The organism is Achromobacter sp. F4_2707, from assembly GCF_047501535.1.
In the GTDB taxonomy this organism is placed as follows: Bacteria; Pseudomonadota; Gammaproteobacteria; order Burkholderiales; family Burkholderiaceae_B; genus Yanghanlia.
In genome coordinates this window covers 1-22926 of sequence record NZ_JAZDRJ010000014.1, presented here as the reverse complement: position 1 = coordinate 22926, position 22926 = coordinate 1, and the positions used below count along the sequence as shown (strand labels likewise).

The following is a 22926-nucleotide window of genomic DNA, read 5'->3' as shown; positions in this document are numbered from 1 at the left end:
GCTATGCGTGCGACACTGAAGCAGTGGCTGCTGCGGGCAGGTTGGCTGGTGCTTATCTGGGCGGCGAGCGTGGCGATTCTCGGCTTGGCCGCTTGGGGTTTGCGCTTACTCATGAAGTCTATCGGCATGAGCCCCCCCTGAATGGCGAGCCTGTTCAAAAAACCTGCCGCCACAAAAAACCCTGCCATCAGTCCTGTCTTAAGCTTCCAGACTGGCTGAAAAGGGTACCGTTTTGCACACGCGCGCAGTTACCCCGGGGCGTCAGCCATCCTGGGGGAAACCCTTATAATTCTTGATTGGACATTTCACGGGGACTCATACCATGCAACATCTGGAAAGCACCGCTATCGCATTGGCGGAACCTCAAGATATTTCCACCGAAGTACTGATTGAAAAGTACGCAAAAAACGGTGAAACATCCATACGCGAGGTGCGTGCCAGGGTTGCCACGGCGTTGGCGCAGGTAGAGGAACCCAAGCAGCGCAAGAAGTATGCGGAAGAGTTTCTGTGGGCGATGGAACATGGCTTTGTACCGGCAGGGCGCGTCAACAGTGCTGCGGGAACCGACTTGCAAAGCACGTTGATCAACTGCTTTGTGCAACCGGTGGGGGATTCCATCACAGAATCTGAAGGCGGCAAGCCGGGTATCTATACCGCACTGGCGCAGGCGGCTGAAACCATGCGCCGTGGTGGGGGTGTGGGCTATAACTTTTCGCAGATCCGCCCGCGCGGCGCCCTGGTGAAGGGTACCGGCAGCAGTGCGTCTGGCCCTATTTCCTACATGCGCGTGTTTGATCGCTCGTGCGAAACGGTGGAATCCGCAGGAGCGCGTCGGGGCGCGCAGATGGCGGTGTTGAACGTGACACACCCCGATGTAATGGAATTCATTACAGCCAAGCAGGAACGCGGCCAACTGAATAACTTTAACGTTTCGGTGGGTGTGACCAGCGCCTTCATGAAGGCAGTGGAAGCGGACGGCGAATTTGAACTCACTCATATCACGGAGCCCAATGATGAACTCAAGTCGCAAGGGGCTTACCTGCGCGACGACGGCCAGTGGGTATACCGTACGGTGCGCGCCCGTGAAGTGTGGGATCTCATCATGCAGAGCACGTACGCGGCGGCAGAGCCCGGCGTGCTCTACCTGGATCGTATCAATGAGGAAAACAACCTAGCCTACTGCGAAAGCATTGAGGCCACTAACCCTTGCGGTGAGCAGCCGCTGCCCGATTACGGTTGCTGCTGCCTGGGGAGCCTGAATCTCACCGCTTATGTGCGTTCGCCTTTCTCTGATGCTGCCGACTTCGACTACGAAGAAATGTGCAAGGCTACACGGCTGGCGGTTCGCATGCTGGATAACGTCCTGACGGCAACCAAATGGCCGCTGGAAGAACAAAAGCAGGAAGCCGACGCGAAGCGGCGGCTGGGTCTGGGCTTTACCGGGCTGGGCGACACCCTGATTATGCTGGGTTTGCGCTACGACTCTGAACAAGGTCGTGAAGCCGCGGCCCGTTTCGCCCGCGAAATGCGCGATGCCGCCTACGAGGCTTCGGTAGAGCTGGCCCGGGAGCGCGGTGCGTTCCCCCTGTTCGATGCCGAAAAGTACCTGGCTTCCGGTTTCGCAGCGCGTTTGCCTGAGGAGCTAAAAGAGCAGATTCGCCAGTACGGCGTGCGTAACTCGCACTTGACCTCTATTGCACCCACCGGCACGATTTCTCTGGCTTTTGCCGATAATGCCTCAAATGGCATCGAGCCTGCGTTCTCTTGGTTCTACAACCGTCTCAAGCGCATGCCCGATGGCTCCAAGAAAGAATATACGGTTGAGGATCATGCCTACCGTGTTTACCGCGCCATGGGTGGCGATACAGATAATCTTCCAGAAGCCTTTGTGAGCGCATTGGAAATTTCCGCCATGGATCACATGTTGATGGTGGCGGCGGTGGCGCCTTATGTGGACGCCGCCATTTCCAAGACCGTCAACGTGCCGGAAGACTACCCGTATGAGGATTTCAAAGATCTTTACATGGAAGCCTGGCGTCGTGGCCTGAAAGGCATAACCACATATCGCCCCAATAACATTCTGGGTGCCGTTCTATCGGTGCCTGCTTCTGATACCTCTGCCAGCACACCGGAGCCCATCAAGCTTTCCGAGCAGGACAAGCGCATGGTTCTGACCGAAGTCATGAAGTCGCCGCCGCTCGCCTCACTGCGTTGGCCGTCGCGCCCCACCTTGCCTGCAGGCGCGTCCGCCTGGGTAAGCGAAACCATTCATACGCCGCAGGGTGAGTTTGCCGTGGTAGTTGCCGACCAAGCCAATGTGCCGTTTGAGGTCTGGGTGCTGGGTGGCCAACCGCCACGTGGCCTGGACGCTATTGCTAAAACCTTGTCGGCCGACATGCGCGCTAACGATCGTGGCTGGCTGCGTAAGAAACTGTCGGTGCTGTCGCGTGCGTATGGTGACGGCTTTGAAATGCCGATGCCGCCCGAAGGCGAGCCGGTACGGGTACCTAGCGCCACGGCGGCGCTGGCTCGCTTGGTAGAGTGGCGCTACGATGCATTGGGCGCACTGGAAGTCCGTGAAGACGACCCGGCCCCCGTATTACATGCCTTGTTCGCCCCGCGTGAACCTAAAACCGGTACGGATGGCACGCTGGCCTGGGTCGCTGACGTGCGCAACCCGTCCACTGGCGACGATTTCGTGCTTATGCTCAAAGAGTTGCAAATGCCTGATGGCAGCCGCCGCCCTTACAGCATGTGGCTGACTGGCGAACACCCAGTTGCTCTGGATGGCGTATGCAAACTGCTGAGCCTGGACATGCGGGTGATTGACCCGGCCTGGATCGCCATGAAGTTGCGCAAGTTACTCAACTATGCCGAGCCGCGTGGTGATTTTCTAGCTCAGGTTCCGGGCACGGAGCGCCAAGAAAACTACCCGTCAACCGTAGCGTATATCGCCAGACTGGTCATCCACCGCTATGCCATGTTGGGTATCTTGACTGAAGAGGGGATGCCCATCAAAGCAATGGGAGTGGTGGCTGATGAGCCTGCACCGGCTAGCGCTGCCCATGCTCAGCCAGCTATGGTCGGCAAACCCTGCCAGGAATGCGGCAACCATACCGTTATCAAGAAAGATGGTTGCGAGTTCTGCACTTCCTGCGGTGCCATTGGGGCTTGCGGGTAAATTAGAGTGTTACGCGGGGAGGGGCCTACCTGACCCGCAGTTTTTTCCCGTCGTACACATAGGTGTCGATTTTTTCGGGAGATTCCTGGTTGGGCGTTTGTAATGTCAGCTTTTTGGTATCGGCGCTCACCCGGATCTGTTCTGAACACGAGCCGAACGGCGGCGAAACACTGTAGCTGTCGGCTCGCATTATTACCCAGCGATACACGACAGGGCAGGTATCGTTACCCAGGCTGATAGACACAAGCGTGGCCTGCCTGTCGGGCATTTCAAAAGAATAGTGGAGGCCCAGCTTGCCGCTGATGGGCGGCTCCATCTGTTTGCCGTCGAGCTGTAGCTGGGCTTCATAGATATATTCGCTTTCACTGACCGCCAGGGTTCCATAGGGTGTAGAAAGCTCGATGAGTTGTGGTGCTGTGGGCCAGTTTTCGGCTGCGGCGACGTGAGCTGAACCGCATACGAGCAGCAGGGCTGCAGCGGCTTTATAACCATAGAGAAACGGTAAAATGCGCATAGTAGGAATCTGGCGCCATAAAAGCACGAATCGTCAGCACGGGCGTCGCCTGAGGCGGCAAGGCCAAGCCGGGATCGTTCAATGACGGTGCCCGTGGTTCTCTCCATCAAGAACTAGGGCGTTGCAGTGACTGGCGCGAAACCGCGATTCGTGCAACGGATTTTGTCCTTCATTACATTTCATTTAGCATCAATGTGCAAGTGATCCCGAAGGTCAGATCCATAAACAGAGGGTGCCGGCCATATTTCACTGCTCTGGGCCGGGTTTCGTATATGAAATGCTATTTTCCAGGCTCTTTCCTGCAGTGACCAGTTCTGTCGAAGTATGATTGGGGCTGCGCAAATATCTGCTGCTATTAAGCATTTCATCTTATCCAGAGGTCATCCATGTCGCCAAAGCCCGGCGCCGTTGCGGGCGAAACGGAAGTTATCCTCGGCGCTACAGCCGCCAACACTCCCGTCAGTTATCAGCTTGATCATGTCGCCGCCTGCCGATTGCCCACACCCTGGGCCGAGTTTCAGTTGCACGCTTTCGTTGACCCTGCCAGCGGCAAAGAGCATCTTGCCATCGTCTTGGGTGACCTTGGCAGCGATGCTCCCGTACTGGCGCGTGTGCATTCTGAATGCCTGACAGGCGATGGCCTGTTCAGCCAGCGCTGCGATTGCGGCGCCCAGTTAGAAACCGCTTTGCGCCGCATTGCCGATGAAGGCCGGGGTATGGTGCTGTATCTGCGGCAAGAAGGGCGCGGGATTGGCCTGGTGAACAAGATTCGCGCCTATCAGTTGCAGGATGCCGGCGCTGACACAGTAGAAGCGAATGAGCAGCTGGGCTTTCCGGCTGATATGCGCCGCTACGATCTCTGCCAGCCGATGCTGCGTTATTTTGGCGTGAAGAGCTTGCGTCTTATGACAAATAACCCGCGTAAGGTGACGGCCATGGAAAAAATCGGGGTGGCTGTTAGCGAGCGGGTGCCAATTCAGGTGAATCGTAACCCTTATAACGAAGGCTACCTCAGCACCAAGGCCGCTAAGCTGGGGCACTGGCTGAAAGAGAAGATCAAGGATTAGGTCAAGGAGCTTGCGGTGCCGGCTATGTCGAGGCTTAGCTTGCGGCTCAGAGGGATATGAAAAATGCGCGGCTGCATTCTATGAGAACGCACGCGCATTTTTCGTTTTCAGCCTCGGAATGATGGGTCAGGCGGCAACCGCTTCCGTAAGTGCACTGATTTCTTCAGCTGCATTGCGCAGGGCTGATTCACGGCTGTCGGCGCCCAGGTCTGTGCCCTCGGCGCGCACAATGCGAATATCGGTAATGCCAAAGAAACCGAATACAGTTTTCAGATAGCTTTCTTGGTGCTCCATGGCCTGGCCGGCTTCCGATGTGGAGTACACACCACCGCGCGACAGCACTGCAATAACGGTTTTTCCTGTGGCCAAGCCCTCAGGCCCGTTTTCGGTGTAGCGGAAGGTGCGCCCCGCCTGAGCCAAACGATCAATCCAAGCTTTTAATTGGCTGGGGATGGAGAAGTTGTACAGGGGCGCGCCGACCACGATGACGTCGGCTGCCAGAAATTGCGAAACCAGGGTTTCCGACAGTGCGTTTTCGCGCTGCTCGGCTTCGCTGATGTTGTCGCTGTTGGGGCGGCGAATGCCTAAGGCGTCGGCAGAAAAGTGTGTGGGTGTATCAACGGCCAGGTCAAGGTACTCGACTTCAGTGTCAGGGTGGCCTGCCAGCCATTGCTCCACGACTTGGCGAGTGAGGCCACGAGAGACGGACGCGGCGCCATTAATGCTGGAATCGACGTGCAAGAGTTTCATACAGTGCTCCGGAAAATGTTTTTTGAATGACAATATCGCTATTTTCGTCGTTCTATAATGTTTGATAAATAGCTGTATTGATCAATAAATATTCCATATTCGGAACAATAGGGCGGTGACGACTTATTCTCGAGCGAATCCTTGCTCAATGCCGTGGCACGCAACGTGTGTGGGGCCGTCTGGTAAGGTGGCCGGCATGTGCTCGCGACAGATATCGCGCGCATATGGGCAGCGCGGGTGGAAAGGGCAGCCTTGCGGTGGGTTGAGCGGGTTAGGCACTTCGCCTGCCACCGGGATACGCCGTTTACCTGTCCCAGAGGTGTCGGGAATAGCCGATAGCAGCATGCGGGTGTAGGGGTGGCGGGGCCGCTCGAACAGTTCGTCGCGGCTGGCCAGTTCAACTATTTTCCCCAAATACATGACGGCGACACGATCCGCCACGTGGTGGACGACGGCCAGGTTATGAGAAATAAACAGGTAAGTCAGGGATAGCTCGCGTTGCAGCTGCTTCATCAGGTTCAGCACCTGTGCCTGCACGGAGACATCCAAGGCTGATGTGGGTTCGTCGCACACCAGGAACTCGGGCCGCGCGGCCAGGGCGCGGGCGATGGAAATGCGTTGGCGCTGGCCGCCCGAGAATTGATGCGGATAGCGGTTGCGGTCGGATGGCGACAAGCCGACTTGTTCCAGCAGTTCGTCGACTCGGGCGTCGCGTTCTGCCTGGTTCAATTTGCCGTGAACTTTCAAGGGTTCGGCAATAATCCGGGCTACCCGCCAGCGTGGGTTAAGGCTGGCATAAGGGTCTTGGAAAATCATCTGCAGGCGCTGCCGTAATTTCTGACCTTCACGACTGCGCAGCATGCTGATCGGCTGACCATCAAATTCAATATTTCCGCTGGTAGGCTCGTAAAGCCCCACCAGCATGCGGGCGACAGTGGACTTCCCACAGCCCGATTCACCCACCAGAGCTAAGGTTTCCCCCTTTACTAAACTGAAAGATACGCCATTGACAGCTTTAAGCTGAACACGAGGGCGGCGTTTAACCACGCGCTCCAGCCAGGGTGGTGAGACATCGAACCAGCAACTGGCATCTTCTACTTTCACGAAAGTGCGGTCCGTGCTCATGGCTGGGCCTCCGTACTGGCATCGTAAAGCCAACAGGCGGCCAAGGCATCACCGGCAGGCATGGGGTCAGGGCGTTCTTGTGTACAGCGTGGCATGCGCTGGGGGCAGCGCGGGTTGAACGCACAGCCTTGGGGAATAGCATTCAAGCGCGGCATGCTGCCGTCGATCTGCGTAAGCATTTCGGCTTTGCTGTGAATGGAGGGGATGGAACCCATCAGGCCCCGGGTATAAGGGTGCTGAGGCGCCTGGATAACGCGATTAACCGGGCCAATTTCAGCGATTCGACCGGCATACATCACCGCCACGCGGTCAGCGGTTTCCGCGATAACCCCCATGTCGTGAGTAATCAGCATGACGGCGGCACCATGCTCATGGCATAGGGATTTGAGCAGGTCGATGATTTGGGCCTGGATGGAAACATCTAACGCTGTTGTGGGTTCGTCGGCCACGATAAGGCGTGGTTCTGCAGCCAGGGCCAGTGCAATGACAACGCGTTGGCGCATACCACCGGAAAACTGGTGGGGGTAGTGGTCGATGCGCTCGCGTGCAGCTGGAATGCCGGTGGATTCCAGTAGTTCAATGGCGCGTTGCCGCGCCTGTGCTGGGTTGAGCGGCAGATGGGTGACAATGGTTTCGACTAACTGCTGGCCAACCGTATAGAGAGGGTTGAGCGAGGTGAGCGGGTCTTGAAAAATGGCGCCGATTTCCTTGCCACGTATGCGGCGCATGGCGTCTTCGCCAAGGTGGTCGATCCGTCGCCCGTCCAGAAGAATTTCCCCGGAGGCGATGCGGCCGGGGGGCTCGAGCAAACCAATAATCGAGGCGCCGGTCAGGGATTTCCCTGCGCCCGATTCGCCCACCACACCGAGAATTTCACCTTTGTTGATCCGAAAGGAGACATCATCTAGCGCGGTTAGCACGCCTTTGCGGGTAGGGAATTCGACGCGCAGGTTACGAACTTCCAATAGAGGGGTGGAATCAGGCATATCAGTTCAACCGTGGATTCAGGGCGTCCCGCAGCCAGTCGCCCAGCAGGTTCACTGACAACACCAGCAACACAAGCGCTACACCGGGGAAGATGGTGATCCACCATTCACCAGAAAACAGGAAGTCGTTGCCGACGCGGATCAGCGTGCCCAATGATGGCGAGGTGGGCGGTACGCCGACGCCAAGAAAAGAGAGTGTGGCCTCCGTGATGATGGCGGTGGCAACGTGAACCGTGGCCAACACCAGCACAGGGCCAAGCACATTGGGCAGTACGTGCTGGAACAAAATGGATACTGAAGATACTCCAGTCACTCGTGCGGCCTGCACATATTCGCGGTTTTTCTCTACCAGTGTGGAACCTCGTACTGTGCGGGCATACTGAGGCCAGCCGGCGAGGGCGATCGCGCCCACCAGTACTGGAAAAGCAATATTGGCATGTAGGTCGGAGGGTACAGCTGCCCGCACGACGCCGTCGATGAGCAGAGCGATCAGAATGGCGGGAAAAGAAAGCTGTACATCGGCTACCCGCATGATGAAGGCGTCCAGGCGGCCCCCGACGTAACCAGACACCAAGCCAAGGATGATGCCGATCAGCATGGCAATGGCCACCGAGGCTAGGCCGATAAGTAGCGAGACCCGCATGCCGTAAAGCAGTGACGAATAGAGGTCGCGCCCCTGGCTGTCAGTACCCAGCAGGTACAGGGGGTTGCCGCCTTCCATCCAAACGGGTGGCGTCAACGCGTCGATCAGGTTAATGGTGGCAAGGTCGAACGGGTTATGCGGAGCCACCCAGGTTGCACCCAGAGCGCCAATGAGTAGCAACAGTAAGGTGATGCTGGCTGCCATGGCGACGCCTGAGGTGCGCCAAGCGTAGGCCAGATCACTATCCCAGCTCTTGGAGAGGAAACTGCTCATTAGAGGGCTCCCTTGCGCGTGATGCGCAGGCGCGGGTCAACCACGAAGTACAGCATGTCTACCATGAGATTGATCACGACGAAGATCAGGGCGATCAGGCACAAATAAGCCGCCATGACAGGAACGTCGGCGAATTGCACTGCCTGAATGAATAGCAGGCCCATGCCCGGCCACTGAAAAACAGTTTCGGTGACGATGGAAAAAGCGATGATGCCGCCCAGTTGGAGGCCGGTAATGGTGATGACTGGCACCAGGGTATTCTTGAGCGCATGGCCAAAATGGATGGCACGTCGCGACAGCCCGCGTGCGCGGGCAAACTTGATGTAGTCCTGTCGCAAGACTTCCAGCATTTCGGAACGTACCAAGCGCAAAATCAGGGTGAGCTGAAACAGCGACAGCGTAATGGCCGGAAGAATGAGATGCTTCCAGCCGCTGGCGGTTAGCAGCCCGGTACTCCACCAGCCCAAATCAACGGTTTCGCCGCGGCCATAACTGGGTAGCCACCCAAGCATGACGGCAAATACGAGAATGAGCAGAATACCGATGAGGAAAGTCGGCAGCGATACGCCCAATAGCGAAAGGGCCAGTATTAGCTGCGAAAGCCGCCCCTTGCGGTTCAGGGCCGTATAGACACCGAGCGGCAGGCCAACGATAAGTGCGAGCGCGGCTGCTGCCACGGACAACTCAATTGTGGCGGGTAGGCGGTCCGCTAGCAGGGAGGACACTTTCTGGCCCTGGCGCAGAGACAGGCCGAAATCGCCTTGTACGGCATTGCTCACAAAACGAGCAAATTGTACGGGGGCGGGTTGGTCCAACCCTAGCTGTTGACGTAATTCGGCGCGATCTTGTTGTGTGGCGTCCTGTCCCAGCATGATGGTGACCGGGTCGCCAACATACTGGAACAGGGCAAAGGCGATCAGCGCAACCGAAAGCATGACGCCGACTGCCTGAAGCAGCCGGCGCAGAATGAAAAAAGCCATGGAGGATCAGCGCTGGTCAGTCGATGGTGACCCATTCTGCGGTAAGGCGGTTGTCCGCCTTGTGCACCACGTTCACGTTTTTGCGCATGGCCCATGGAATGACCTGATCGTGCAGGGGGATGTGACCGAATTCGCTGGCGTGGATTTCCAGAACCTTGTGGATGGCTTCGGTGCGCTTGGCGTCATCGGTTTCCGTCTTGATCTGGTCGATCAGGGCATCGACTTCCGCATTGCTGTAGTTGCCGAAGTTGAAGGAACCGTCGGCGCCTTCACCCTTGCTGCGGATCAGGCTTTGCAGCGTATAGAGCGCGTCGAAGGTGGGCACGCCCCAGCCGAACAGGTAGGCGCTGCTGTCGTAGCTTTGCACCTTGGGGAAGTAAGTGGCGCGCGGCATGGCGTTCAGCTGGGCCTTGACGCCCACCCGCGCCCACATGGCGACAATGGCCTGGCAGATGGCTTCGTCGTTGATGTAGCGGTTGTTGGGGCAGTCGAGTGTGAAATTAAGGTTGTCGGCGTAACCGGCTTCCTTGAGGAGTTCTTTGGCGCGTTCCGGGTCGTAGGGTACGCGCTTGGCGAGCTCTTCCGTCCAGCCATTGACCTGAGGTGCGATCATGGTTCCGGTCGGGGCCGAGAGGCCGCGCATGACGGCTTTTTTAAGGGCTTCGACATCGATGGCGCGGTACAGGGCTTCGCGCACGCGGACATCGGCAAAGGGGTTGGCGCCCTTGATGGTGGAATACTTCAGTTCGGGGCTGGACTGATCAAGGCCGATGTAAATCGTGCGATATTCGTTGCCTTCCACCACCTTGGCTTGTTGACGCAGGCGGTCAAGGTCTTGCGCGGCAGGGTCGAGAATGAAGTCGATTTCGCCCGACAGCAGGGCGGCCGTACGGGTGGCGCTTTGCTGGATGGGGGTATAGGTAATGCGAGTGACGTTACCTTTCTTATTGGCTTTGCCCCACCATTCGGGGTTCTCTTCGTACACCGTACGCACATCTACTTCACGGGAAACCAGCTTGTAGGGGCCTGTGCCGTTTGTGTTGCGCGCTGAATAGGTTTCTTCCTTTTTAGAAAAATCCTGAGGGGCTGTGGCATTGTGCTTTTCAGCCCAATCACGGTTCATGATGAACACGTTGGTTAGCTGGCGCAGCAGTACGGGGTGAGGGCCGTCGGTTTCGATTTCGATGGCATGGCCGTCGGCTCGGACGTCTTTGATGCCGTTCACATAGGCTTTGAAGTTGGACGTGGGCGCCATGGCGCGCTGGATGGAGAACACGACGTCGTCGGCTTCAAAGGGCGTGCCGTCATGGAACTTGACGTTTTCGCGCAGGGTAAAACGCCACACAGTGGGTGAGGTTTGTTCCCACGCGGTTGCCAGCCCTGGGCTGATTTCGAAGGTTTCGTTGTACTGCACCAGGGGTTCGTAGACATAACTGGAACCAGCAATGGTCAGGCCTTCGTTCTGAGCGTGTGGATCAAGGGTCAGGATGTCGCCCTGACTCGCCCAATGAAAAGGTTTGGCCTGAGCGGCCATTGGCAAGAAGAAACTGGCGGCCACAGCAGTGGCAAGTAGCGTACGGCGCATGAGCGAATCCTTAAAACGGGTTCAATTCAAGGAATATAGGAAGATGCGCTGAAGCGGTCAAGCATATGTTTATACCAATCTTGCGGCTTTGCGCGTGTGTGTCGGCATGCTGCTTGCCTATATCAGCAGGAATCAATCTGCAGGAGAACACCATGGCATGGCAAGCACTTTTTGGCGAGAAGGCGACCACCAAGCTGGCAGGTTTCTTCGATACACAAGAAGAACTCGAAAGGGTGTCGTCGGAACTGAGGCGGGTCAGCAACTTACAGAATACCCAACTTTGGGTGGTGCGCCCCCATGCAGCCGATTTTGAGCGCCGCCTCGAACCCGAAACCCAGGGTGTGGCGCGCACCGCCATTCGTGCCCACCTGATCTTGGGAACCATAGGGTTATTGGCAGGCTTGGTACTTTGGGCCATTTTGTACGTGTTGGAGATTCCCGCCATCGTGTCTTCCCCCTATTACAGCGCCGGCGCGATTGTGGCGTTTGCCATCGTGGGCGGTTTACTGCTGGGCGGGCTGATTACCGCCCGGCCCGATCATCAGGTAGTGATTCAGGCGGTGGATAATGCCACCAAGGCGGGGCGCTGGTCTCTGGTCATGCACCCCCGTGATGAAGGGCAGTGCAAATCCGTTGAGGAGGTGCTGGCGGCGGCGCATGTTGAGAAGGTGCGCAGCGTCTGAATGTTCCGGCTGTCTGCCAGACCAATTCACTTTATGATGAAGGCAACGGTGGATTCGGGAGCGCGGCATGTGTTCAAGGCTTGCTAGCAATGCGCTGGTTGGTGAAAAGGGCAGAACAGGCTTTAAGCATTGTGTGGTGGGGGCGTTGGCGGCGCTGGCGTTAAGTTGTTTCGGGCCGGCGTATGGTGAGTCGAGCGACAAACCGCTTAGTGCGCATAAAGTGTTGGCAAAGGTGCAGGTCGAAACCTTGCTAGAAGGCCTGCAGCACCCATGGGCGCTAGCATTCCTGCCCAATGATGAAGGCGTGCTTATAACAGAAAGGCCGGGGCGCTTACGCTTATGGCGTGCTGGCGAGCTTTCTCCCGCCCTTGAAGGCGTGCCGGCCGTTTATGCCCGCGCTCAGGGCGGCCTGCTTGATGTGGCGCTTTCACCGAGCTTCCCGGATAACCGCCTTGTCTACTTGGCTTACGCCGAACAGGACAACGACACGGGCAGGGCAGGAACAGCAGTGGGTGTGGGCAGGTTGTCCGACGATGGGCGGGCGCTAGAAGATTTCAAAGTCATTTTCCGGCAACAGCCCAAACTCTCCTCGGGTGTTCATTTCGGCGCGCGGCTGGTCTTCGACCCGGCCGGGTATTTTTTTATTGCCCTGGGTGAAAACAACCAGCGCTCTACAGCGCAAGATCTCGACAAACATCAGGGCAAGCTGCTGCGGCTAATGCCCGATGGCAGCGTGCCGCAAGACAACCCTTTTGTGGGGAAACCTCAGGCTTTGCCGGAAATCTGGAGCTACGGCCATCGCAACCCGCAAGGCGCGGCCCTCAACCCCTGGACAGGTCGGGTTTGGGTTCACGAGCATGGCCCGCGGGGTGGTGATGAAATCAATATTCCCCAGGCTGGGTTGAACTATGGCTGGCCCATCGCCACTCACGGGAGCAATTATTCGGGGTTTGCTATACCCGAAGCGGTGGGGGCTGAAGTTAAGGGCATGGAGCCGCCGCATTATGTATGGAAAGAGTCGCCTGCCATTTCCGGCATGGCCTTTTATAGCGCCGGGCGGTTTCCACAATGGCGCAACAGTGTATTTATCGGCGCGCTTAAAGACAGAGAACTCATCCGCTTGCAGTTAGAGGGCGACCAAATTGTGGCGGAAGAGCGCTTGCTAGGTGAACTGGGCGAGCGGGTTCGGGATGTCCGCCAGGGCCCAGACGGTTATATTTATGTGTTGACCGACAGCAGCAACGGCGCTTTGCTGCGCATCAGCCCTTAGCGCTGAAGAAGGAGTTTCACATGCGATATCTGTTGTCTATCCCTCTTGTGCTACTCGTGGCGGCTTGTCAGTCGCCCATGCCGTTCGAGGCTGAAAGTGACCGCTGCGGCTCATTAAACTATCTTTCCATGGTGGGCCTCCAGGCCGATGCCATCCAGAATTCCAGTTTCCCAGCTGGCACACGCATCATACGCCCGGGCATGGCGGTTACGCAGGATCACCGTGCCGATCGCCTGAACGTACATATCAACGAAAAAGGCCGTATAGAGCGTATTAACTGCGGCTGAGTGCAGGCTAAGCGCCTGCTCCCGTTTGACTTGCCCAGAGTCCCTGAGTTTTTCTGATTTCATCCTTGGAAATCAGAAGCTAGGCACCTTCTTTTTTGACTGTGCTTATTGTTACTAATTGAAAAGAAAACATAAAACCATGTTATAAATATTGTTTTATGTGGCGCTTTATTATTCAGCGCAACTCATCTCATCCGCGGGAGAACCACCCAGTCATGTCGCTGTTCAATTTCCGTCTCAACGATATGAGCCTGACCCGCCGGGTCTGGGCAGTCATGATCTTCAATGGCTTGGCTATGCTGGCTGTTATGGCCACTTCGGGTTGGGGCTTGTATCAGGCTCGCTCCAGCCTGGATATCGTGCACTCTCAGCGCATGGCAGCAGCGGAACAAGCCAGCCGTCTGAGCCAGGAATATTACAACCTGCGGTTGCATATGTTGCTGAGCTTTCAGCACGACCCCGAAAGTGTACTGTATTCCCTGCACGGGCACGATATTTCCGATCATACCTCCGTTTATTCCAAAACAGAGGCTGCGTGGCGCGAGCATGAAAATGTCTTACGGTCCCGTCCGCTGGATGACGAAGAAAGCCGGCTACTCGGAGATATTTCACAGCGTCAGAGTGCCTGGCTGGCAAAAGTAAAGGCTGCTGTTGACCGTGTGCACGCTGGTGATTTCAGCCCGAACTCCATGCAGGATTTCCTTGTGGCAGGTCGGACAGAAGGTGATGCTTTGCAGGCGGCTTTGGTTAGTTTGCAGCAATACCAAATTATGAAGGCTGATGCAGCCGTTTCCGACGCCGAGGCCCGCTACTACCAGGCCTTGCTCATCTTCATCTTGGTTGGTCTGTTTGTCATCCTGCCGGGTATTATCCTGATGTTCTGCAGCATGAGACGCTTGAGCCGCGGTTTTGGGCGCGCCGTCAATGCGGCACAGGCTATTGCGTCGGGTGACCTCTCCTACGCAGATCACGATAACGGCCGCGATGAAATCGGCATTCTGATCACCCAGATGCGTAATATGCGCGACCACCTCAACAGTTTGATCCAGCGTATTGTCAGCGGTGCCAATTCGGTTTCTACGGCTGCCGACGAAGTTGCTCACGGTACGCAAGATCTTTCTGCCCGTACGGAACAACAAGCCGCTGCGCTTGAGCAGACCTCGGCTGGCAGCGAAGAACTCAATAGCACCGTGTTGCAAAATGCCGATAATGCCGCTGAAGTGAATCGGATGGCGATTGCGACTTCGCAACTGGCCGAGCGGGGCGGTACGGTAACCAACAATGCTGTCACCACGATGGAAGAAATTCGCCAAGCCTCTGAAAAGATCGGCGAAATCGTCAACATCATTGATGGCATTGCTTTCCAGACCAATATCCTGGCCTTAAACGCGGCGGTTGAAGCGGCCAGGGCCGGCGAGGCAGGCAAAGGCTTCGCTGTGGTGGCTGGAGAAGTCCGCGCCCTGGCTCAACGCAGTGCCAGCGCCGCTCAGGAAATTAAGCAAGTTATTCAGGAATCTGTTGATGGCATTCGCAAGGGTTCTGACGAAGTCTCTGAAGTGGGCGTGGCCATGAATGAAATCGTCGAAAGCTTCCGTCACATGACAACCCTGATCGGTGAAATTGCCAACGCCAGCAAGGAACAGGCGCTGGGTCTGCAGCAGATCAACGAAGCGGTCAATCACATGGATTCCACGACGCAGCGCAATGCCATGCTGGTGGAAAGCACACTGCATACATCAGAATTGCTGCAGCGCGAAGCCAGTACCTTTCTTTCGTTGGTATCGGCTTTCCGCCTGGCACAAGAGCCTGCAGGCTTGTCATATCAACATACTTACGAAGACACGCCTGAAGTCCCCGGTACCCGTCCACCTCTGGGGTTGCCGGCTTAAGCTAGCATTGCCACGCTAAAAAAGGGCTGCCTCTAATCAGGCAGCCCTTGCTTTTTGAGGCGTAAAAAATCTCAGCCTTGAAAACCGCCTTCTTCCAGCCAAGTGTGTTCTTCCGCTGTCGTGGTACGGCCCAGTAGGTGGTTTCTATGGGGGAAACGCCCGAAGCGGCGGATAATTTCGCAATGATGCACCGCCCATGTTCCTGAGCTTGACTCTGGGATTACGCTGAAAAGGGCGACGCAACGCTCTTGATCTGCCAGGGCTTCTGAGTGCATGAAGGGCAGGTAAAAAAAGCTGCGCAGGGCGATGTCGTATTTTTTATCGTGGCCATCTTCTATGGCCTGGCGTGCCACGCTTAAGGCCAGAGGGTCGGTCGCATAAGCATGCGCATTACCCCGGAAAATGTTTCGGGGCATTTGGTCGAGCAGCAGTATCAAAGCCAGCGCGCCTTCAGTATTTTCGGCCCAGCCAGCAAGTTCGCCGCGAGCTGCGGCCATATGCAGTTCGTAAAAATTGTCCCGGCACTGTGCGTCGAATGCCGCTCCACCCTGGAACCAGCGCTCGGGGCCAGCGTCCACCCAAAAATCAACCACATCTTTTGCTGTTTTTTTCATCGTTCGCCTCAAGAAAAGCAAGCTTCACTACGTGATTATGCGCGCGCCTTGCCGATTCAGGCCGGTCGCTGTCGACAACTTTCGTACCATAAAGGGTTGGGCCGCCCTTGGGCAGCAAATTGCTGGGCACGTCGCGGCGAACGCCAAATACCACCCGCCATGCCCAATTGAGGCTGTACGGCATACCAGAACCAGCGCCCGTCTTCATCTTGAGCTAACCAGTTCCAGCCAGCAGGCGCATCGGCCCAGGAAGGGGGCGGAGGTTGTAAAACGTCTTTCAGGCCGGCCAGGGAATGAAGGCCTGCCGCATCGCCGGCTGGAATAGCAGCCCATGTCAAAGGACCGATGTCTCGTTGCAATTGCGCCTGCACGACGTCTGCCGTAGCGTCGGATGGGTCGTTCTGGCGAGCTTGGACGCGAGCAATCAAGGTGGCCGGGTCGGTTTCCAGCCAAATGCCTTGAAAATCCACACCAGTCTGCGCCGCGCATTGTTCAATAGCCTGGCGTTCCTCTGGGCGGGAGAAAACCGCATCGGCAATAACCGAATAGCCATCTTCCAGCGTTTGCCGAGTGTATGCGTACAAAGCGTTATAGACCTGCTGGGACGACTCCAAGGTGTAGCTTTCCGGAGGAAGGCGTGTTTCCGCTGGAACGCCGGCCTGCTGTTTGCGAATGCGGTCGCTGGCCCATATGCGGGCGCCGGGAGCAGGGTGGATCTCGTGGGCGATGGCGGCCGCCAAGGTGGATTTTCCAGAGCCGCTCAGGCCGCCGATCGCCAACAGTTGCGCACGGCCGGGCCGCAGCAGTGTTAACGCCAGTGTCAGATAGGCCTGTGCTTGGGCGGTGAGGGCGTTGCGCTGTGGCTCACCGGGCATAGTTGCCTGGGTGGCAAGTACTTGGGCCCGGATAGAGGCTCGCAGCGCCATGAAAAAGGGCAGCAAAGGTAGGCCGCCAATGTCGCCGCTTTCGTCCAAGTAACGGTTCATCACCCAGTTGGCTTCGGCGGGCAGGCCGGAGTGCCAGAGGTCCATCAGCAGAAAGGCCAGGTCGTAGAGCACGTCGATAGTGGCCAGCGCTTCATTGAACTCTATGCAATCGAAAAGGGTGGGGCGGCCATCTACCAAGCACAGATTGCGCAGATGCAAGTCGCCGTGACACAGGCGAATCCTTCCTGCCAGGGCGCGCTCGTCCAGTCGCCGGCTATGGTGTTCCAGTGCCGTACGTAATGCCAATCTCAGTTTTTGTACCGGCTCCTGGCCCAGAGCCTGCTCCATTTGCGTGGATTGCTCGTTAAGCGCAAGAATAGCGGCGATATTCGCTGCGCCTTCTCCTGGACGGATCTCTGCCTTTTCATGGAAGGCGGCGATATCCCGCGCCAGGGCCGTGAGTAGAGGGCGATTCAGCCTGCCGTTGGCAGCCAGCTTGGAAAACAGGGTGTCATCATCGAAGCGGTGCATTTCGACCACGGCATCGACAAGCTCTCCCGGGCCATCAAATGCAAGTTCACCGTTGCCCTGCCGGGTGATGCGCCGGGCGCCGATATAGATAGAAGGGGCAGTGCGCTGGTTGAGCTCGACCTCGCGTTGGCAAGCATCTAGGCGCAGTGCAGGCGTGGAGAAATCCGCATAAGGCAGCTGTATTGCGCGCTTCAGCTTCCAGGCCCGTTCGCCTTGTAGCACAACGACTGAAATATGAGTTTCAATAATTCGCACAGGCGCCGCAGCGTCATGGGCGGTGGCCGATTTCAGGAAGTGAATGATTTCTGCCTGTGTGTTTTGCTGCATGTTCCGCCTATCGGTCGAGTGTCGTGTTCATGTCAGGTATCGCGGCCCGCTATGGCCCCAGAAAAATGCCCCGCCTGATAATCGCTGAAAGCCGGGTGGATTTCAGCTTCGGAATTCATGACGAAAGGCCCATATTGAACAATGCGTTCTTTTAATGGTTTGCCTGCAATTAACAGTGCCCGGGTACCCGCCTGACCTTCGATAACCACCCCGTCGGCGTCGGGGTGGTTAGACAGTATGCCCATGCGCCCCGCTTTGACGGTGCGACCGTTAACTTGTACGTCGCCCTCGTAGACATACAGGAAGGCGTTATGCTCGGATGGTAGCGATTGCAGGAAGCGCGAGGCGTGGGAAAAATACAGATCCAAATACAGTGGTTCGGTAACGGGCCGCTGCACTGCGCCGTCAATGCCGTGGCTGCGCCCGGCGATAACCCTGGCCGTCACGTTTTCAGGGGTGACGAAACTCGGGAGCTCTTCGGCAGGGATATCGCGATACCAAGGCTCGGCCATCTTGTCGGCGGCTGGCAGGTTAAGCCATAGCTGGAAGCCTTGCATAAGGCCTTCTTCCTGTTGCGGGATTTCTGAATGAATGACACCTCGGCCTGCCACCATCCATTGCACGCCGCCGCTCTCCAGCAGGCCTTCATGCCCGGCGCTGTCCCGATGCAACATGCGCCCAGCAATCATGTAGGTAATGGTTTCGAAACCGCGATGCGGGTGGTCAGGGAAGCCAGCGATGTAATCGTCCGGTTGGTCACTACCGAAAGCATCCAGCATCAGATAGGGATCCAGCCGTTGCTGTAGAGGCTGGCTCAGTACGCGGGTCAACTTGACGCCTGCGCCATCGGAGGTCGCCACGCCTTCCACCAGACGCTCGATATCACGTGATTGCACCACGGTTTCCATCTGAATTGAGAGAGGTGAGTTCATATTGATCTTTGAGTGGATTATTTAAGTATGACCCCACTCTAATCCCATCTTGGCAACGAAGGAAGGCTGTTATCCGGAGAGTTGAGTTCCAAAAATGGGATTTTGGCGTTGCATTGCTCTTCTAAATCCCATTTTTGTTGTGATCGTTAACGGCGGTGGCAGGCTGGTTTTGGCCAGTTAGGTGCTCGATAACCTGTGGTACCGGTGCTTGCTCCAACCCCGCCGCGCAGGCGTCGGCATACAGGTTGCGTACCGCCTGCGCGACGCCGTGGCTGCCTTCCAGGCTTTCGGCCATGGCGCAGTAGTATTCCAAGTCTTTTAAAGCATTGGCAGTGGAAAAACGGAAATTCTCAGTATCGCCGTTTTCTATGTAGGGCCGCAGCCGTTCCAGAACCACGCCACCGCCGCCACCGGCAGCCAGTACATCACAGAACAGGCCGGGGTCGGCGCCGCTGACACGGGCCAGCGCTGCGGCTTCGGCTAGTACGGCGGAAAAACCCAGTGAGACATAGTTGTGCAGCAGCTTCATTTGGTGCCCCGCACCCACAGGGCCGGCATGCACAATGACTTCTGCATAGGCCTGTAATAACGGCAAACTATCTAGATAGTCTTCGGGCGCACCACCCACAATCAGGTTAAGGCGACCTTCAGCCGCTTCTTTTGGGGTGCGCGTCATGGCGGCATCAAGAAACCGGCCACCGGCCTGCTGGACCGCTGCGGCAATGCGCAGAGTTGATGAAGGAATCGCAGTAGAGCAGTCAATCACTATGGTCCCGGGTTGTAGCCCCCGTAGCACGCCTTCTTGGCCGAACAGCACGGCTTCCACTTGAGGTGTACCCGTTACGCACAGAATGACAACCTCAACCTGGCCCACAAGCGTGGGTGTGTCGGCAACTGTACTTGCGCCTGCTGCCTTCAGAGCGTCCAGGGGTTGATTCCCTTCATGCTCAAGAATGCAAAGGGGGTAGCCATTGCGCAGCAGGCTGGTGGCAATGCCGGAGCCCATCAGCCCGCAACCGATAAGACCAATGGTTTTTTTCTTATTTGTCATTTTGGGTGTCAGTGTAAAAGTGAGGCGTGTCAGTTGATTCTATCGGATTTGGGGCACTGACAAGGTTTCCAATAAACAAAGATCAAAAAGTTGTTTGGCACGACGTCCACAGCGCTAGACATCTGCCCTACAATTTGCCTCATGTTCGCCCGTCGCAAGAACTTCTGGTGTAAACGCATGGCCGTCTGGCAAATTCTGTTTTGCCTGACAGCTTTTTCGTTTTTGTGCCGGGCCGTCATCCCTGTGGGCTACATGCCCGATCTCTCCGGCGAGCGCGATACGCCCTTCGCTATCACCCTGTGCTCCATGGGTGGCACAGTCGTCGTTCAGCTTGATCTTGATGGTTCTGAAAAGTCATCTTCCGATCAGCATTACGGCGGCGACACCTGCCCATTCGGTCTGAATGTTGCGCATAAGCTGATTCCCGGTCAGGCCACGCTGGCGCTAGCCGGCATGGCGCTTTTCCTCTCTGTTGCGTCTCCGGCAGCTCGTCAAGCGCTGCCGCCGCTTCCCGCACTGGGCCCGCCTTTGGGCTCGCGGGCGCCACCGGTAGGTGTGTAAACGCCGTACGCCTGAGCCATAGCCCGGCTTTCTCTCTTAGGGTCAATGCGTGCGCAGGCGGTTGGCGATTGCTACGTGAAGAGGGCGCTGCCACGCCCTTTCAGCTTTATTTTCTAGTCGCTTGATTTATTAAAGGAGATCGCCATGTCCACCTTATTCAAATGGGCAGGTTTCACTGTTTCTGCGCTGTTTATCGCTTCAGCGGCGCAAGCTCAAATTGTTGTCGACGAACCCTGGGTGCGCGCCACGGTCGCACAGCAAAGCGGCACGGGCGCCTTCATGAAATTGACATCCGAAACCGATACGCGACTGGTCGCGGCGGAATCCCCCGTGGCCGAGCATGTCGAGGTGCATGAAATGGTAATGGAAAACAATGTCATGAAGATGCGCGAAATTCCTGGTCTGGATCTGCCTGCAGGGCAGACAGTGGAACTCAAGCCGGGTGGTTACCACATCATGTTCATCAATCTGCATGAACAGGTGAAGGAAGGCGTGCAGGTGCCGCTGACCTTGAGTTTTGAAGGCGCTGATGGCAAGCGCAGTTCGCTGGAGCTTTTGGTGCCGGTGCGGCCGCTGGCCAGCGGCGCAGGCGGGCATGGTCACGGGCATGCGGATCATGGCCATGGCGGCCATGGCGCGGCCAAGCACTGAGGGGAACGATGATGCGTAAGTCCATCACGGCTGTGGCATTCGGCGCAGCGACACTGTTTGCTGCGACGGCCCACGCGCATTCGGGCCACGGCGCTCACGATCATCATGCTCATCATCACCATGGTGGCGGGCATGAGGCACGGACTTTCCCGAGTCCAGACGCGGCGCCCGCTCCCGAGGGCGTTTCGGTAAACCAATGCTGGATACGGGCCCTGCCCAACCGCCTGCCTGCAGCCGCCTATTTCCAGATCCAGAATACCGGAACGAAAGACGTGGTTCTGGTGGGCGCCCAGGCCGAGGGTTTTGGAAAAGTCATGTTGCACACCCATGCTGAAAGCAATGGCATGGCGACCATGGTTCATGTGGATGAGGTCGTGGTACCCGCGGGCGGCGGTTTCGAGTTTGCCCCGCGCGGTCATCATGTCATGCTGGAGCAGGCCGATTTTGATCTGGAAATCGGCTCTCGGCGGCCCATCACGCTATGGTTCGAGGGCGAAGGCTTGAGCGCCTTCACAGCCCAGTGCGACGTGCGTCCGCCAGGCACTTTGCAATAGCGCGCGCCGACCCTGCGCCTGTCTCAATCACCACCAGCCTGTGCGTCGGCCTCGCCACTTCCCCGCCTGCATGCCTCGGGGGGGCGGGGCCAAGCCAGGCAAATTTGAATATATGGCACGGCAGGGGCCGTATTGTGGCGGATGAGTCACGCAGGGGCTGGCCCCATGGCGGTCGGTGTATGATTTCTCCCTGGCCGCATCAGAGTGTCATCAACTGCAAGAGCGTATCGCCATGTCACCAAGAAAAATCATCGCCGCCGTATTCGTTCTGCCCCTGGCCTTGGGGCTTGCCGCGTGCAAGGAAAAAGAAGGGCCGGCTGAAAAAGCCGGCAAGGAAATCGACAAGGCGGCTTCAAGTCTGGGAGAGCAGATCGAGAGCGTGGGGCAGCAGATCCAGAATAGCGTGACCTCGGCCAACTGAGGTTCGCCCCCGCGTATTCCGCAAGGGCTCAAAGGGCGGGCAAGGGGGCGCCTCCGCAGCCTGGCGTTTCTCAGATCATATTCAACTGGTCGCCTCCAGGCCCTCCAGGAAGGTCACCACGCCGCTGTTGAGGTCGTACATGGCGCCTGCGATGCTGATATCTCCCCCGCGTTCCAACTCGGCCAGCAAGGGGCTTTGGTCGCGCACCAGGCCAATGTTGCGGATCACATTGGTGCGCGCCACCGCATTGACGAAATCAAGATTGGCCGTTGTTCTCTCACCCTCATATTGAGTCAGGCCCACTGCGGGCTGTATGAATTCCAGCAAACCGCTGAGGTTGCCCAGCTGCACATTGTCGATGGCGCCCGCAACAGCGCCGCAGGCCGTATGGCCCATGATCAACACCAGCTTGGCCCCCGCTACTGCGCAGGCGAACTCCATGCTGCCGATAAGTTCGCCGGTGGCGATATTTCCAGCCATTCGTGCGCCAAAGGTGTCACCCAGGCCAGTATCGAACAGGATTTCGGGAGGCGTGCGCGAATCTATGCAGCTAAGAACGACAGCAGCGGGGAACTGTCCGCCCGCAGTCGCCCGCTTTTGCGCAAGGAAATCATGCGAACGCATCTTGCCGCTGCGAAACCGGGCATTGCCTTCCCGCAGCATATCCAGCACCTGAGCAGGCGTCATGGCGTCGCGCTGCTGCCGCGTCAATGAAGCAGCCAACAGGGGAAGCGGAAGAAGAGAAGCCCCGAAGATGACAGAGCCTGTGGTAAGGCCGGTTTTCAGCCATTTGCGCCTGTCATTGTTTTGCGGAGAACCCTTGGTGCAGCAGTTGTTGACAGTAATCATGGCTGTCCTTTTTGTGACGGGGTGAAAACCGATGGCAGACGCCGGGCTGATTAGACTGGCGTATTCTGAATGCTTAGATTCTAATCTTTCTGTATCCGCCGTAGCTGAAAACCTGCAATTGCGGCGGAGTTCTTCACTTGGGCAAGGAACCCCCTGCGTCACAATAGATGTCCGCTCGTTTTTCGTTAATATTTGAGGGAGCGGTCGGAGTGAAGAAGTGCCCAGTTACAGCCCAGAATTCAAAGAACAAGCCGTCAGGAAATTGATGCCGCCGCA

Annotated in this window: 23 protein-coding genes; 11 read left to right on the top strand and 12 right to left on the bottom strand. The window is 57.2% G+C overall.

Annotated features, from left to right (window positions below; all coding sequences use genetic code 11):
• Positions 1-3 precede the first annotated feature (3 nt).
• Positions 4-141, top strand: coding sequence for a DUF2474 domain-containing protein (locus VRY85_RS13390; RefSeq protein ID WP_414599106.1), 138 nt, complete (start codon positions 4-6; stop codon positions 139-141).
• A gap of 181 nt (positions 142-322) precedes the next feature.
• A complete protein-coding gene (locus tag VRY85_RS13385; RefSeq protein WP_414599105.1) occupies positions 323-3181 on the top strand; it encodes an adenosylcobalamin-dependent ribonucleoside-diphosphate reductase in 2859 nt (952 codons plus the stop codon).
• Between the two features lie 25 nt (positions 3182-3206).
• On the opposite strand, the gene VRY85_RS13380 is transcribed toward VRY85_RS13385, so the two are convergent.
• Complete coding sequence (locus VRY85_RS13380; protein ID WP_414599104.1) at positions 3207-3695, bottom strand: hypothetical protein; 489 nt, start codon at positions 3693-3695, stop codon at positions 3207-3209.
• Positions 3696-4081: 386 nt separating this feature from the next.
• On the opposite strand from VRY85_RS13380, the gene ribA reads away from it, so the two are divergent.
• A complete protein-coding gene (gene ribA, locus VRY85_RS13375; RefSeq protein ID WP_414599103.1) occupies positions 4082-4762 on the top strand; it encodes a GTP cyclohydrolase II in 681 nt (226 codons plus the stop codon).
• A 126-nt stretch (positions 4763-4888) separates the two neighbouring features.
• On the opposite strand, the gene VRY85_RS13370 is transcribed toward ribA, so the two are convergent.
• The 6 genes from VRY85_RS13370 to VRY85_RS13345 form a co-directional block, all read right to left on the bottom strand.
• Positions 4889-5512, bottom strand: a complete 624-nt coding sequence (locus tag VRY85_RS13370; protein WP_414599102.1) for an FMN-dependent NADH-azoreductase — start codon at positions 5510-5512, stop codon at positions 4889-4891.
• 123 nt (positions 5513-5635) lie between these two features.
• A complete protein-coding gene (locus VRY85_RS13365; RefSeq protein ID WP_414599101.1) occupies positions 5636-6637 on the bottom strand; it encodes an ABC transporter ATP-binding protein in 1002 nt (333 codons plus the stop codon).
• Entirely contained in the window at positions 6634-7623 is a 990-nt protein-coding gene (locus VRY85_RS13360) for an ABC transporter ATP-binding protein (RefSeq protein ID WP_414599100.1), read from the bottom strand. Before VRY85_RS13360 ends, VRY85_RS13365 begins: the two co-directional genes overlap by 4 nt.
• Before the next feature lies 1 nt (position 7624).
• On the bottom strand, positions 7625-8539 hold the full coding sequence (locus VRY85_RS13355) for an ABC transporter permease (protein WP_414599099.1): 915 nt from the start codon (positions 8537-8539) through the stop codon (positions 7625-7627).
• Positions 8539-9519, bottom strand: coding sequence for an ABC transporter permease (locus tag VRY85_RS13350; RefSeq protein WP_414599098.1), 981 nt, complete (start codon positions 9517-9519; stop codon positions 8539-8541). The genes VRY85_RS13355 and VRY85_RS13350 overlap by 1 nt, the downstream gene beginning before the upstream one ends.
• A 16-nt stretch (positions 9520-9535) precedes the next feature.
• Positions 9536-11104 (bottom strand): ABC transporter substrate-binding protein, encoded by a 1569-nt coding sequence (locus VRY85_RS13345; protein ID WP_414599097.1) that lies wholly within the window; start codon positions 11102-11104, stop codon positions 9536-9538.
• Positions 11105-11256: 152 nt separating this feature from the next.
• Here VRY85_RS13345 and VRY85_RS13340 point away from each other — a divergent pair, with 152 nt between their 5' ends.
• The 4 genes from VRY85_RS13340 to VRY85_RS13325 all read left to right on the top strand — a co-directional run bounded on the left by VRY85_RS13340 (position 11257) and on the right by VRY85_RS13325 (position 15233).
• Positions 11257-11787: a hypothetical protein gene (locus VRY85_RS13340; protein ID WP_414599096.1), complete on the top strand. Its 531-nt coding sequence runs from the start codon at positions 11257-11259 to the stop codon at positions 11785-11787.
• Between the two features lie 67 nt (positions 11788-11854).
• Positions 11855-13057: a PQQ-dependent sugar dehydrogenase gene (locus VRY85_RS13335; protein ID WP_414599095.1), complete on the top strand. Its 1203-nt coding sequence runs from the start codon at positions 11855-11857 to the stop codon at positions 13055-13057.
• A 20-nt stretch (positions 13058-13077) separates the two neighbouring features.
• Positions 13078-13344 (top strand): I78 family peptidase inhibitor, encoded by a 267-nt coding sequence (locus VRY85_RS13330; protein WP_414599094.1) that lies wholly within the window; start codon positions 13078-13080, stop codon positions 13342-13344.
• 215 nt (positions 13345-13559) lie between these two features.
• Complete coding sequence (locus tag VRY85_RS13325; RefSeq protein ID WP_414599093.1) at positions 13560-15233, top strand: methyl-accepting chemotaxis protein; 1674 nt, start codon at positions 13560-13562, stop codon at positions 15231-15233.
• 71 nt (positions 15234-15304) lie between these two features.
• On the opposite strand, the gene VRY85_RS13320 is transcribed toward VRY85_RS13325, so the two are convergent.
• The 4 genes from VRY85_RS13320 to VRY85_RS13305 form a co-directional block, all read right to left on the bottom strand.
• Complete coding sequence (locus VRY85_RS13320; protein ID WP_414599092.1) at positions 15305-15847, bottom strand: DUF924 family protein; 543 nt, start codon at positions 15845-15847, stop codon at positions 15305-15307.
• Between the two features lie 56 nt (positions 15848-15903).
• A complete protein-coding gene (locus tag VRY85_RS13315) occupies positions 15904-17631 on the bottom strand; it encodes an AAA family ATPase (protein WP_414599091.1) in 1728 nt (575 codons plus the stop codon).
• Between the two features lie 32 nt (positions 17632-17663).
• Complete coding sequence (locus VRY85_RS13310; RefSeq protein ID WP_414599090.1) at positions 17664-18563, bottom strand: pirin family protein; 900 nt, start codon at positions 18561-18563, stop codon at positions 17664-17666.
• Between the two features lie 121 nt (positions 18564-18684).
• Positions 18685-19614: an NAD(P)-dependent oxidoreductase gene (locus tag VRY85_RS13305; protein ID WP_414599089.1), complete on the bottom strand. Its 930-nt coding sequence runs from the start codon at positions 19612-19614 to the stop codon at positions 18685-18687.
• Positions 19615-19791: 177 nt separating this feature from the next.
• On the opposite strand from VRY85_RS13305, the gene VRY85_RS13300 reads away from it, so the two are divergent.
• The 4 genes from VRY85_RS13300 to VRY85_RS13285 all read left to right on the top strand — a co-directional run bounded on the left by VRY85_RS13300 (position 19792) and on the right by VRY85_RS13285 (position 21801).
• Positions 19792-20175: a DUF2946 family protein gene (locus VRY85_RS13300; protein ID WP_414599088.1), complete on the top strand. Its 384-nt coding sequence runs from the start codon at positions 19792-19794 to the stop codon at positions 20173-20175.
• Between the two features lie 144 nt (positions 20176-20319).
• Positions 20320-20826 carry a copper chaperone PCu(A)C gene (locus VRY85_RS13295; RefSeq protein ID WP_414599087.1) on the top strand — a complete coding sequence of 169 codons (507 nt, stop codon included), beginning with the start codon at positions 20320-20322 and terminating at the stop codon, positions 20824-20826.
• Between the two features lie 8 nt (positions 20827-20834).
• Positions 20835-21380 carry a copper chaperone PCu(A)C gene (locus tag VRY85_RS13290; RefSeq protein ID WP_414599086.1) on the top strand — a complete coding sequence of 182 codons (546 nt, stop codon included), beginning with the start codon at positions 20835-20837 and terminating at the stop codon, positions 21378-21380.
• 232 nt (positions 21381-21612) lie between these two features.
• The gene (locus VRY85_RS13285) at positions 21613-21801 is read left to right on the top strand and encodes a hypothetical protein (protein ID WP_414599085.1); all 189 of its coding nucleotides are present in this window, start codon (positions 21613-21615) and stop codon (positions 21799-21801) included.
• Positions 21802-21882: 81 nt separating this feature from the next.
• On the opposite strand, the gene VRY85_RS13280 is transcribed toward VRY85_RS13285, so the two are convergent.
• Positions 21883-22650, bottom strand: a complete 768-nt coding sequence (locus tag VRY85_RS13280; RefSeq protein ID WP_414599084.1) for a carbonic anhydrase family protein — start codon at positions 22648-22650, stop codon at positions 21883-21885.
• Positions 22651-22926 lie beyond the last annotated feature (276 nt).